This is a genomic window from Gelidibacter salicanalis (genome assembly GCF_016469035.1).
GTDB classification, from domain to species: domain Bacteria; phylum Bacteroidota; class Bacteroidia; order Flavobacteriales; family Flavobacteriaceae; genus Gelidibacter; species Gelidibacter salicanalis_A.
The window spans coordinates 273,061-286,171 of the sequence record NZ_JAEHJZ010000004.1 but is presented as its reverse complement, the minus strand read 5'-3'; the positions used below and the strand labels follow the sequence as shown (position 1 = coordinate 286,171).

The 13,111-nt window shown below is 37.3% G+C and carries 9 protein-coding genes; 2 read left to right on the top strand and 7 right to left on the bottom strand.

The window, feature by feature from the left end:
• Positions 1–138: 138 nt before the first annotated feature.
• Positions 139–1,326, bottom strand: coding sequence for a phosphoglycerate kinase (locus JEM65_RS03215; RefSeq protein WP_199597120.1), 1,188 nt, complete (start codon positions 1,324–1,326; stop codon positions 139–141).
• 120 nt (positions 1,327–1,446) lie between these two features.
• Between JEM65_RS03215 and JEM65_RS03210 the strand changes: the two genes are divergently transcribed.
• Positions 1,447–2,601, top strand: coding sequence for a DNA polymerase III subunit (locus tag JEM65_RS03210; protein ID WP_199597119.1), 1,155 nt, complete (start codon positions 1,447–1,449; stop codon positions 2,599–2,601).
• A 67-nt stretch (positions 2,602–2,668) separates the two neighbouring features.
• On the opposite strand, the gene JEM65_RS03205 is transcribed toward JEM65_RS03210, so the two are convergent.
• The 5 genes from JEM65_RS03205 to JEM65_RS03185 form a co-directional block, all read right to left on the bottom strand.
• On the bottom strand, positions 2,669–3,184 hold the full coding sequence (locus tag JEM65_RS03205) for an OmpH family outer membrane protein (RefSeq protein ID WP_199597118.1): 516 nt from the start codon (positions 3,182–3,184) through the stop codon (positions 2,669–2,671).
• A gap of 216 nt (positions 3,185–3,400) precedes the next feature.
• Complete coding sequence (locus JEM65_RS03200; RefSeq protein WP_199597229.1) at positions 3,401–4,186, bottom strand: class I SAM-dependent methyltransferase; 786 nt, start codon at positions 4,184–4,186, stop codon at positions 3,401–3,403.
• 425 nt (positions 4,187–4,611) lie between these two features.
• Positions 4,612–6,483, bottom strand: coding sequence for a tRNA uridine-5-carboxymethylaminomethyl(34) synthesis enzyme MnmG (mnmG, locus tag JEM65_RS03195; protein WP_199597117.1), 1,872 nt, complete (start codon positions 6,481–6,483; stop codon positions 4,612–4,614).
• A 151-nt stretch (positions 6,484–6,634) separates the two neighbouring features.
• A complete protein-coding gene (gene ybeY / locus JEM65_RS03190; protein WP_199597116.1) occupies positions 6,635–7,045 on the bottom strand; it encodes an rRNA maturation RNase YbeY in 411 nt (136 codons plus the stop codon).
• The gene (locus JEM65_RS03185) at positions 7,032–10,448 is read right to left on the bottom strand and encodes a DUF4175 family protein (protein WP_199597115.1); all 3,417 of its coding nucleotides are present in this window, start codon (positions 10,446–10,448) and stop codon (positions 7,032–7,034) included. Before JEM65_RS03185 ends, ybeY begins: the two co-directional genes overlap by 14 nt.
• A gap of 290 nt (positions 10,449–10,738) precedes the next feature.
• Here JEM65_RS03185 and gltX point away from each other — a divergent pair, with 290 nt between their 5' ends.
• Complete coding sequence (gene gltX / locus JEM65_RS03180; RefSeq protein WP_199597114.1) at positions 10,739–12,250, top strand: glutamate--tRNA ligase; 1,512 nt, start codon at positions 10,739–10,741, stop codon at positions 12,248–12,250.
• Between the two features lie 94 nt (positions 12,251–12,344).
• Here the strand turns inward: gltX and JEM65_RS03175 are convergent, their stop codons facing one another.
• On the bottom strand, positions 12,345–13,022 hold the full coding sequence (locus JEM65_RS03175; RefSeq protein ID WP_199597113.1) for a hypothetical protein: 678 nt from the start codon (positions 13,020–13,022) through the stop codon (positions 12,345–12,347).
• Positions 13,023–13,111: the final 89 nt, after the last annotated feature.

Here is a 13,111-nt window from a genome sequence, read left to right as displayed (position 1 = left end):
TTGTAGATAAAAATCGTACAATAATATTTAAAATGATGGTATAAAACAACAATTTAACACAAACCAATGCGTTTCATCGGATAAATACTACTTGTGGTCTATACCATCATTTTGCTATACATTATGGAGAATATACTATTATTCTAATATGGCTGCAATTCCTGGGAGTGTTTTGCCTTCTAAACTTTCTAACATGGCACCGCCCCCTGTGCTCACATAGCTTACTTTATCTTCAAAACCGAATTCTTTAACGGCAGCAACTGAGTCGCCCCCACCTACTAAAGAAAACGCGCCATTTTTGGTAGCTTTGGCAATTGAATTTCCAAGTTCAATAGTACCCTTAGCAAAATTTTCCATTTCAAAAACGCCTAAAGGTCCGTTCCATAAAATGGTTTTGCATTGTTGGACCACATCGTGAAAAATTTTGATAGATTCTGGACCCGCATCCAAACCTTGCCACCCTTCTGGTATCTGATCCACTTTAACAATTTGCGTGTTGGCATCATTGCTAAAGTCATCTGCAGCCACAACATCTACCGGAAGATGAATTTTTACGTTTTTGGCATCGGCTTGTTTTAAAATTTCAAGTGCCAATTCCATTTTATCATCTTCGCATATCGAATCGCCAACAGCGCCCCCTTGAGCCTTGACAAAGGTATACGTCATGCCGCCGCCAATGATTAAATGGTCCACCTTATCTAATATGTTCTCAATAATAGTAATTTTTGAGGACACTTTTGCGCCACCCAGAACCGCTAATACAGGCTTTTCTCCCGTCTCCATTACCTTTTTAATGCTATTAATTTCTTGCTCCATCAAATAGCCAAAGCATTTCTTTTCTGGGAAAAACTGCGCAATAACAGCAGTGGAAGCGTGTGCTCTATGGGCGGTACCAAAAGCATCATTGACATAGATGTCTCCAAGTTTTGATAACTTTTCAGCAAAATCTTTATCTCCTGCCTCCTCTTCTTTGTAAAATCTTAAATTTTCCAGCAACAGGATTTGACCTGGTTGTAAATTATTGGCAGCAGTCTGTGCTTCTTCACCAACACAATCCGATACAAAAATAGCTTCTACCCCAATAATCTCTTCCACATTGTTTAAAATATGTTGTAATGAAAATTCCTCCTGAACACCTTTTGGTCTTCCTAAGTGTGACATTAAGATACAACTGCCACCATCTTCCAAAATTTTAATAATGGTTGGTTTAGCTGCTGAAATTCTGGTATCATCCGCCACATTAAATTGATCGTCTAAAGGCACATTAAAATCTACTCTAATAAGTGCTTTTTTATCTTTAAAATTGAAGTTGTTTAAGGTTTTCATTGTTATGTAATTTGTTAAAATGGAAACAAATGTAACTAATTCTAAAACGATAAAAAATCCATTCGTTTACGAAATGGAATTCCAGCTTCTTTTATGGAAAAAAATACATAGTTTTGTGCCATGCAATTCAGTACCGTATTAGGACAAGATCATCTTAAAAATCATTTGACCCAAAGTGTAGACAACGGGCGCATACCGCATGCACAGTTATTTGTGGGTCCGGAAGGCTCTGGAACTTTAGCCATGGCTATGGCCTACGCCCAATACATCCTTTGTGGCAATAAGCAATCAGAAAACACTGGTGGTAATGACAGTTGCAACCTAAAATTTGCAAACTTTGCACATCCTGACTTGCATTTTGCTTTTCCGGTGGCTACTACAGATAAGATTAAAAAGCACCCCGTTTCTAACCATTTTATGGAAGAGTGGCGCCAATTGCTTAAAGAGCAACCCTATGGAAACCTTTTTGATTGGTATCGCATCTTAGGAGTTGAAAACAAACAAGGGCAAATTGGTGTTGATGAAGCCTTACATATTGTCAAGGCGCTGTCACTTAAATCTTATGAAGGTGGGTATAAAATAATGCTTATCTGGATGGCGGAGAAGCTCAACACTTCTGCCGCAAACAAATTGCTAAAATTAATAGAAGAGCCTCCAGCCAAAACCGTCTTTATTTTGATTGCTGAAGACGAATCGCAAATTATAAGCACCATACGGTCCCGCTGCCAAGTATTACATTTTCCACCTCTCGCAGAAGGCGTCATTATTGAAGCATTGCAAAGAAATTACCAATTAGACGAAGCTACGGCTACAAAAATAGCCCATCAATCTAATGGCAACTACAATAAAGCCTGTGATTTAGTATACCACGATTCTGAAGATTTACAATTTGAAGAATGGTTTGTATTCTGGATCAGAAGTGCTTTTAAAGCAAAGGGCAATAAAACGGCTATCCACGATTTAATTAGTTGGAGTGAGCAAATTGCCAAAACCGGTCGCGAAACACAAAAACAGTTTTTACAATTTTGTTTGGATTTTTTCAGACAAGCACTTTTGATGAACTACAATGCCGATGCGTTGGTGTTTATGGAGCCGAAAACAAAGAATTTTAAACTAGAGAATTTTGCGCCGTTCATCCATGAAGGCAATATTATGGACATCAGCCAAGAATTGGAAGATGCCATTTACCATATAGAACGCAATGGTAATTCTAAAATAGTCCTAACGGATTTATCGATCAAACTGACGCGATTATTACATAAAAAAGCCAGTTAAAAACTGGCTTTTTTTATTCATATAGCAGATTGATGTCGATCAAATCGCATCAAATTTCAATAGTAGCTTAATCTTTCTTACCTTCCGCATTAAGTGCTTCTAGAATTTCTTTAGTCAAGTCTTTACTTTCATCACCGTACATGACACTTCCTGCCTCATTACTTCCTAAAATATAAGAATAGTCGTTCTTTTCGCCAAAATTCTTCACAAAAGTTCTTACTTGTTTAATAAGCGTATCTATTTGCGATTGACTTTTAGTTTGTATTTGTTGTTCTTCCATTTGGAATTGTTGTTGGAAACGCTGGTATTGTTGCGCTAAAGCTTGGTATTTCTCTTGGGAGCCTTTTTGAGCCATATTAGGATCTGATGCTTGCATCTCTGCAGCTTGCGCTTGAAAAGACTGACCAATACTATCAACTTTTTTATTGAAGGCGTCTATTTCTACTTGGAACTTTGCTTCAATGTCTTTTTTCTTTTGGTAATCATTAATCAATTTGCTGTTATCGACAAATCCAATTTTTGTTTGCTCTTGACATGATGACAACATCACTAAAGTTAGTAGAGCGATAAAACCTTTTTTCATTATTTATGTTTATTAGAATTTGTGCAAATGTAATAAAGTCAACGGGAAATTAACAAAAATATATAGTATAGGTTTTTATTATAAAAATTAAGTTTTGTATAAATTATATCAATCAGAAACACACGCGTACCGCTCGATTTAAAAAAGTCTTACGAAATTTACATGACAATACACTTACGAAGCATTAAAACGCGTTAAAAACGTCTCAAACAGCTTTTAGCCTTTCTTTATCACATAAATCAATGACGAATACTCTCCCGAACTCCGTGCCTTAACATTTGAGCGCCACCCGTTCCAAAACCCCTTGAGATAATTCATTTTCCCTGACTTATATTTTTCAGACAACAAGCTCACGTAAAAGGCATCAAACTTCATGGGTAATATTTCGATGACGTTCATATCCGCCCGAATGGACAAATTTTTAATAGCATCCTGACTAAAATGCCAAAGATGTCGTGGTGCATCATACGCAGCCCAAAATTCTTTGTACAGCTGCGCATCATAACTTCTATAATTTGGAACGGCAATTATGAGGGTACCCCCTGGCTTTAAAAGATTTTTAAGAGTTGAAATATGTTCTTCCAGATTAGGCAAATGTTCTAACACATGCCATAGGGTTATAACGTCATAAGTGTTGGCCTTAAATTGAAAAAGCCGTTCCGCATTATGAACTGCATTTTGCGTCTTTTTATTGGCTATTGCTCGGGCATTAATATTTGGTTCAATACCCGTAATTGTCCATCCAGCTTTTGCAGCAACTTGTAAAAAATCCCCAGTACCACACCCAACGTCTAACAGAGATTTTGAATTGGTGACAAGCTCCTCAATAAGCTTTAGTTTCCTTTTTAAAGCGACACCTTTAATGAGGTGGTATAGTTTTTCAAAAACATTTCGCTTCGCGTCTGTATGAGAAATGTAATCTTCACTCTTATAATATTCCGGCAACCGCTCGTCAGAAGGCTTTGGAAAAGTTTCGAGCATTCCCAATTCAGCATTCATCATCAAGTCAAAATGCTCTCCAGAAACTGAATGATCTTTTACTTTTATATAGTTTTTTTTATGAATTGAATTTGACAAAATAAAAATTATTATTTGCGAATTAAGTAAGCAAATTTAAGAAATAGAAAGCATTTTTTGTCGCAATTAACAGCAACTTCTTCTGAGGAATTTTTTGGTTACTTCACTCCCATGCCATTTAAAATTATAAATGATTAACTCTACGGAGACACGTTGTATTAGATCCCTATACTATATTGACCTAATTCAGCTGTTGTAAAGCCATTTTTTTTTCGCAAAACAATCCATCTAAGTATAAAGTATTGTCTTCGATTTTAGTCAGGCTTACAAATATCTATTCGCCATTTGAGCGAACATATTACAATTAAAACCAAACGTTCCACGTGGAACGTTTGGTTTTAACTTAGGAATTATCGTCCCATATAGACTAAAAGCACAGACACATCACTCGGAGACACTCCACTAATCCGAGAGGCCTGCGAAATAGTTCGCGGCTGTATTTTTTCTAACTTCTGACGAGCCTCAATACTCATCGATTTCAATTTAGAATAATCAAAATCCGACGGAATCTTGAGATCCTCCAGACGGTTTAACTTATCTGCATTATTCTTTTCCTTGTCAATATATCCAGAGTATTTTACCTGTATCTCCGTCTGCTCAATAATCTCCTTATCGAGATCGTGCTTCTGAATATAAGCTTCTACACTCTCTATTTTTCTTATGTCTTCCATCGCAATATTTGGTCTTGCAAAGATTTTAAACAACTTCCCCGACTGATTTACCAATGCGGAATCATTGTCTTTTAAAATAGGGTTGATATCTTCAGATGATACACTTGTGGTTCTAAAAAATTCAACAAAAGATTGCGCTTTGGTATGTTTATCTTCCATGCGTTTCAGACGTTTTTCACTTACCAAGCCAAGTTCATAACCTTTAGGTGACAACCTTAAATCGGCATTGTCCTGACGCAGTAAAGTTCTGTACTCGGCACGAGAGGTAAACATTCGATAAGGCTCTTCCGTTCCTTTTGTAATCAAATCATCGACCAAAACCCCAATATAAGCTTCATTGCGTTTTAATATAAATTCCACTTTTTCTTGAACCTGTAGTGCGGCATTAATTCCCGCCATCAATCCTTGAGACGCTGCTTCTTCGTAACCGGTAGTACCGTTAATTTGACCCGCAAAAAAAAGACCTTTTACCAATTTGGTTTCTAGCGTATGCTTCAATTGCGTAGGAGGGAAATAATCATACTCAATAGCATACCCAGGTCTGAAAAATTTCACATTTTCAAATCCTACAACGGAGCGTAAGGCTTTAAATTGGACATCCTCTGGAAGCGACGTTGAAAACCCATTGACATAAACTTCAACCGTGTTCCAACCTTCCGGCTCTACAAACAACTGATGCCGTTCTTTAGTTGCAAACCGATTGATCTTGTCCTCTATTGACGGACAATAACGCGGTCCCGTACTTTGAATTCGGCCATTAAACATTGGTGACCGATCAAACCCCTCGCGCAATAAATCATGTACAAGCGGACTTGTGTAACTCATATGGCAATCGCGCTGACGCGTCAAGGGCTTTGTAATATCAGAGTAAGAGAATTTCTCTGGAACATCGTCCCCTGGCTGCACTTCCATTTTGGAATAGTCCAAAGACCTTCCGTCCACCCTTGGAGGCGTACCTGTTTTCATTCTTCCGGACTCAAAACCCAATTGCACAAGCTGCTCAGTGATGCCAGTTGCGGCCCTTTCCCCAGCTCTTCCACCTCCAAAATTCTTATCGCCTATATGGATCAAACCATTTAAAAATGTACCATTTGTAAGCACCACGGTTTTGGCTTTAATTTCTAATCCTAAAGATGTTTTCACCCCAACAACTTGATGATTCTCCACAATCAAACCTGACACCATATCCTGATAAAAATCTAAATTAGGAGTGCCTTCCAACATCAATCGCCAATCTTCTGCAAATCGCATCCGGTCACTTTGCACGCGAGGACTCCACATGGCAGGCCCTTTAGATTTGTTCAGCATCTTAAACTGAATAGCCGACGTATCGCTCACAATCCCACTATAACCGCCAAGCGCATCAATCTCCCGCACAATTTGACCCTTTGCAATTCCACCCATGGCAGGATTGCAGGACATTTGCGCAATATTTTGAAGATTCATGGTAATTAAAAGGGTCGAACACCCCATGTTGGCCGCAGCCGCAGCAGCTTCACTACCAGCATGACCCCCGCCAACAACAATCACATCATATATATTTTCAAACATAGTTTGTAAATTTTAATTCTTATATGTTCCACGTGGAACATTCTAATTTTAACCATTAAGATCTCACGTTAACAACAGAAACCCAAAATGCAACCCTCTCAATTAAAGGCCTTATAAAAAAGTCTGCAAATATACGTGAAATTACTGAAACTCAGTCCAGTTGCGAGATGTAGTAATTTTCTTTCTCGCGCATCAAAGCCCCGTCAGCCTCAGTCTTATCTTTGTAGCCACAATAGTGTAGAATACCATGAATCAAAACACGGCTCATCTCGTTCTCAAAACTTACCTCATAATCATCCGCATTCTCTCTAACTCTTTCCACTGAGATATACACATCGCCGTTAACTTGTTTGCCAAGGGAATAATCGAAACTGATGATGTCCGTCAGGGTATCATGTTCCAGAAATTGAATGTTCAAATCTAAAAGGTAGGCATCATCACAAAAAATATAGTTGATTTCGCCTTCATTAAACCCTTCATTTATGATGGCATTTGAGATCCACTGAGACAATGCCGGTTCATTTTGTAATTGAAATTCTGTTTCGTAGTTAAAGCTGATCATTCTCTTTTTTAAAATAGTCTTGAACCTTCTTTTTGTAAAGTTGCTGCAAAGGTAAGGCTTGACGATTTAATATTTCAGTAGTATTAAAATATTCTTTAGCCGTAGGAATCTGATTATTGGTAGTATTGTCAAACTGTTTCCTGTTGGTATGAGACTCTCTTTTGTTCTCTTCGCCCTGTAAAAATGTCGCATTTTCTAATTTAAGCAGTTGATGTTGCAAGTTCATCATTCGTTGTAAAGTTTGATTGGTAAACCCATTGTTGATTAAATCCGATGCTATATGTTCCATTTGTTTGAGCAATTGCTCCCCTTGTACATTTTTACCTAATTCTTGTAACTTTTTTTCTAATGCCTGACGCAACTTTTGTTGCTCTTGATAGATACGATAGAGCTCTCCATTCAAACTTTCGGAGGATCCTTTGCCATCACCTTCACCTTCACCATTAGAACCTTCACCAGACTTACCCTTCCCATCTTTACCCTCTTTACCTTCACCGTCATTACCACTTTCTCCCTCTTTTGACTTTCCTGAATTAGCCTTTTTAAGCCCTTCTTCCATTTGCTTATTCAACTCTTCCTGACTCATGATGATATCGGGTAATTGCATCCCGCCTTTACCCCCCTCTTGCCCTAGGCCCTTTCCTGCGCCTTCTCCTTGACCCGGATTCATGTCAGATTCCATAGTATCCAAAATGTCACTTAAAAAACTCGAAAGGTCGTTAGTAGCGGTGATGGTATATTGTTGGGTTGCTATACCAGGATATAAGTAATTTTCTGAAAGCTGACCCATAGACTTATCAATATTGAAAAACACTTCTGTAATTTTAGTATTGACTTGCTCAGAAAGTTTAGGCTGACGGAGCGCTAACGCAAACAGACTATCATCTATATGCTCAAAATGCTCTCTTAAACTACTCTGCTTCCGTAAAAATTTGCCATATTGATTATGATTGATTTGAATGCTTTTAAATTGGTTCATCAAAGCTTCTTGACCAAAAGAAAATAGCACTAAATTATCCAAAATTTGACGCAACATGGCCGCATCTTCCTGTAACTGTTCTTTGCCCCCAGACATCATGGATTGCGACATCTTAGCACTCATTTCTTTCATTTTCTTGGAAGCATCCTTTTGCTTTTTTTGCGCATCCTTTTGTTTTTGATTGGCATCGTTTTGATCTTTTTTTTCTTCAGAGGCTTCTTTCTTTTCAAGTTGGTCAGAGGCTTCCTGTTGATCTTTCTGGATCTCCTTTTCGGCTTCAACATCCTGAGGCACATCGAAAGGTTTCTTTAAAGCCTTATTATCCTTTTGAAGTTCTTCCAATTCTTTTTGGAACTTCTCGAATTCCTTACTCAACTCGTCCTGCTTTTCCTTGGTGTTTGATTCTATGTCTTCTTTAGACAATTGATCTTGATCGTCTGCCAGTTTTTCAAGTTCCTGTTGCAGTTTTTCAGTCTTTTTGGCTACATAGTAACGCTTGGTTAATTCCAATAATTGCTGTAAACTCTTTTGTTTATTCTTATTTTGTTTGGCCAACTCATCCAACTTTTTAGTAAGTTCTTCTTTCTGGATTTTATCTTGGAGTTTTTCCAGTTCCTGTAATAGCTTTTCATCATTTTGGAGCTGCTCTTCATTATCCTTCAAGCGTTCTTTAAGATCTTCTTTAAACGGGTCATGTTCATTGTTTTCTTTTTGAAAATCCTCCAAATTCTCTTTTAGTTGCTGATTGAAATTCTGCATCATTTCCTCCTGCTGCTTCTGGCGCTTTATAAAATTTTCAAGCTTTTTCCTATCACTAAAATTAAGTTGTTCTTTCTCCTTTTGGGTTTTAGACAATTCCTCCAATTGTAAATCCTGAAGTTTTAACTTCTCAAACGAGTTGTCCATATTTTTGATGGTTTCACTCTGTTCTTGCAATTGCCTGCGCTCTTCCTCATCTTTAGTAAGTTTTCTGTAAGAAAATACTTTACTTTTCACGCTTTTAAAGTTGTGAAGAGCATCATTATCAAACACTTGGAAGTATAATTCGTAATTAACCCCCTCTTCCAAGGTTAAATTATTAGGGAAAGCACTGATAAACTCAGCAAAATTTGAAGCCGTTATAGGCAGAGGTTCCACCTTTTTATCGTCTTCATTATCAGAATTATAATACACCAATTGAAGTTTACTTAAACCATAATCATCACTTGCCTGACCATAAAAATAAAGGGATTGTTGATCAATGGAATCTCTTTCAACCTTTATATTCAGCTCCGGGTAGCCATCTTTAATCACCTGAATACTGTAAGCAATATTTTCGTAATCCTTCAACGCTTGGTTACTGGTTGCAATGTTATAATCCAATCTGGAGAATAGACGTTTAGAGGTCTCAAACTCACCCGAGCTCTTCATCTCGAAACCAACGGTATCACCGGCATACATGACCACTTGATCTGTAGAGCGCGCCTTGATTTTCCAAGTAACGTTCGTGCCCTCAGGTATTGTCGTGTTTCCCGTACTTTTTAAAACTTCGTCAGTTAGATTGGTATATGCTGGATAATTTAAAACCATTTCAAAGTTGACCAAGGTAGGCACCATAACCACGTTTAAGTGATACGGTTTTGAGATCACTTCATTTGCTGAAAGTGTAAATGAAATTGCATCCTTTAATTGCGGAAAAACATATTCAAAAGCTCTAGGTGCCGTTTGTCTTAAAAAATAAGTTTCCCCCGAATAATGAATCTGCGCATTTTCAGGCACAATTTTTCCCGCAGTCTTTACCACCAATTTAAAATTTTTGTTTTCTACAGCCTGCAAATTATCATTTACTACAAAAAACTGAAACGGTGCAGGTGGTTCATAAGCCGTTTTATAATTGACCACACGCTCGTAGCTGTCGCTAAACCAATTAAAATGACCGGTTAAAAAAGTTAGCAATAAAATTCCGACGGGTATCGCAGCATACTTTAAATAGATCATGTTTTTCCTGAAATTCACAGCCCTTTTAAAAGGTATGGGTTGTAACTCTGCCGATTTTTGCTCAATACTCGCCAATAACAGTTCAGACTGTTCTGAGTTTCTTTGCAGCTGAAGCACATTCAACAACTTATCACTGACTTCAGGGAAATGCCTTCCTATAATTTTAGAAGCCTTATCATAATTAATGCCTTTTTGAAGTTTGACTAATTTCAATAATGGCCATAAAATAAAACGCACCAATAACCCTACTTCCACCACCACAAAAACCCAAAATAAAATAGCTCTAGCCGTCGGGTTCAGCCACAAAATATATTCAATAAACAAGGTGATCAATAAATAAAGCAAACCAATGGCGAAAAACAAAATACTGCCTTTTAGCAACTCGTTGGTGTAGTACCGTCTGATAAATTGCTCGAGTTTGTTTTGTATGGTCTTGAAATTGTTCATATCAGGTCTGGAAGTACTGGCTATCTAACCTACTAAATTACGATTTTATTTTAAGCTAAAATTATCCTTATCAGATAAGCTTATGTTAATTTAGAGAAGGTTTCTTGTGTTTTGAAGTAAAAATCAACTTTATCTACCTCTTCTCCCATAAGATTCCGTCATTAAGCAAGCCTTCCGTTGTTTAGTAGTGGCAGCTGCATCATCTGAATAAACTTTTGAACTCTAAACCTTCGCCGAAGCTTCCGGATTGCATTGGAAAAATCTATCTTTGTAGTCTTAAATCAAACAAAATGACTGATCACGTTCGTGTGCGTTTTGCACCAAGTCCAACAGGACCACTTCATATTGGTGGTGTCCGTACCGCCTTATTCAACTATTTATTTGCGAAAAAACATAATGGTACTTTTATTTTAAGAATAGAGGATACTGACCAAAATCGTTATGTTGAAGGGGCTGAACAATATATTATTGACGCTCTAAACTGGTGTCATATTCCTTATGACGAAGGCCCGGGAAAGAATGAAAAATTTGCTCCTTATAGACAAAGTGAACGCAAACATTTATATAAAGATTATGCGGAGCAATTGGTTGCTTCTGGCAACGCCTATTATGCGTTTGACACTGCTGAAAGTTTAGAACACCATAGAAAAGACCACGAATCTAAAGGGAAAACCTTTATTTACAATTGGCATAATAGAAAGTTACTATTAAACTCCATTTCATTATCTGCAGAAGAAACACAAAAGAAATTGGATACTGGTGAAGATTTTGTCATCAGATTTAAATCGCCTAAAGACCAAACCTTGCATTTGACCGATATGGTTAGAGGCGATATTAGTATTGACACCAATATTTTAGATGATAAAGTATTGTTTAAGAGTGATGGAATGCCCACCTACCATTTGGCCAATATTGTGGATGACCATTTAATGGACATTACCCACGTTATTCGTGGCGAAGAATGGTTACCCTCCCTAGCCCTCCATTATCAATTGTATGATGCTTTTGGATGGGATAGACCTCAATTTGCACATTTACCATTACTTTTAAAACCTACCGGAAAAGGAAAGTTGAGCAAGCGTGATGGTGATAAGTTAGGCTTTCCTGTTTTTCCTTTAGAATGGAAAGATCCACAAACTTCTGATGTTTCACGTGGTTATAAAGAAGACGGCTACTTTAATGATGCCTTGGTCAACTTTTTAGCCTTTTTAGGTTGGAATCCAGGTACAGAACAAGAATTGTTTTCAATGGATGAACTTATAGAAGCTTTTGAACTGGAACGTGTTCACAAATCAGGTGCACGTTTTGATCCGGACAAAATTAAATGGTTCAATCATCAATACATGCAAATGCAACATAATGATGAACTGGCTGAAGCTTTTAAAAACAGTCAACCTCAATTAGAAACCATAGATGTTAATTACATCGCTTTAGTTATTGCAATGATTAAAGAACGCGCTATATTTATCTCTGATTTTTGGGACTTATCATCATTCTTTTTTGAAGTTCCTAAAAGCTATGATGAAAAGGCATTCGCAAAAATAATGAATGACGAAACACGTGAACTAATGAACGAACTGGCCCAAATAATCAGTCATAGTTCAGATTTTACAGTAGATAATATTCAATCAGATGTTAAAACCTGGATTGATACAAAAGGTATTGGGTTTGGCAAAGTCATGCAACCGTTGCGTTTAGCATTGGTTGGCGCCATGCAGGGTCCGGATGTTTTTGAAATCATTTTTATGATTGGAAAAGCAGAAACCGTACAACGTATCGACAATTTGGTGCAGGCCACATAATTCTATAATTTATTTCTATAAAAGGCTTAGTTTCCAACACGTATAACTAAGCCTTTTTATATTTCAGGATTCTTTCTAACTGTAATGAATAGGACTAAAATATAATCATCGCGGTTAATGCAAACATGCTTTGATTACCTTTAAATTTACTCGTATTGGTCTCTCCAGCAAACTTCTCATCATTAAGTTGGTTTAATATATTGGTAAACCCATAAATATATTGGCCTCTCAATTTGAATGATGGAAATCCAGCAGACACACCAACTGCACCATTAATATTAAACGGAGAGATTTTATAAATATCTTTAGCCGTAACGCGGGTATAATTCTCTATGATATAACTTCCTTGACGTTCGTTTTCCACCTCTAAATCACCAGTATACTGTATCATTGGGCCTACATCAATAGTGAGATACTCCTGAATGACTTTGAGATGGACCAAAAACGCTACCTGAGCGGTAATCATGTTAAAATCTACCTCTTCTTGCGCACTAGTAAGATTAGGTTTTGCCATAATACCCATAGAATTCTGTGCAATTTGGATAGTATAACTGACGTTATACCATTTATGGGGTAAGGCCACACTTGCTGCAAGACCACCTATCCAGCCCTGACCACTTGTGGTAATAAAGTTGTCTGTAGTGATATCAAATTGTGTGAAACCACCGTAGAGTCCTATATCGTTGTTTGTTTTTATATGTTGTTGTGCTTGTGCAACTGTAACGGATGCTACACTGAGAGCGACTAATAAAATGACGAGTTTATTTTTCATAAAAATTGAGATGTTCCTTAAACAAATTTCGCTTTTTTATTTAAGAAACTCCATAATTCATTGAAAAACAATTACTATGAAACCGCCCT

Bases quoted from the DNA above. Each gene is read 5' to 3' on its own strand.
- JEM65_RS03210 (WP_199597119.1), top strand. From the start codon at position 1,447: ATGCAATTCAGTACCGTATTAGGACAAGATCATCTTAAAAATCATTTG.
- gltX (WP_199597114.1), top strand. From the start codon at position 10,739: ATGACTGATCACGTTCGTGTGCGTTTTGCACCAAGTCCAACAGGACCA.
- JEM65_RS03175 (WP_199597113.1), bottom strand. From the start codon at position 13,022: ATGAAAAATAAACTCGTCATTTTATTAGTCGCTCTCAGTGTAGCATCC.
- JEM65_RS03185 (WP_199597115.1), bottom strand. From the start codon at position 10,448: ATGAACAATTTCAAGACCATACAAAACAAACTCGAGCAATTTATCAGA.
- JEM65_RS03205 (WP_199597118.1), bottom strand. From the start codon at position 3,184: ATGAAAAAAGGTTTTATCGCTCTACTAACTTTAGTGATGTTGTCATCA.
- ybeY (WP_199597116.1), bottom strand. From the start codon at position 7,045: ATGATCAGCTTTAACTACGAAACAGAATTTCAATTACAAAATGAACCG.
- JEM65_RS03200 (WP_199597229.1), bottom strand. From the start codon at position 4,186: ATGATGAATGCTGAATTGGGAATGCTCGAAACTTTTCCAAAGCCTTCT.
- mnmG (WP_199597117.1), bottom strand. From the start codon at position 6,483: ATGTTTGAAAATATATATGATGTGATTGTTGTTGGCGGGGGTCATGCT.
- JEM65_RS03215 (WP_199597120.1), bottom strand. From the start codon at position 1,326: ATGAAAACCTTAAACAACTTCAATTTTAAAGATAAAAAAGCACTTATT.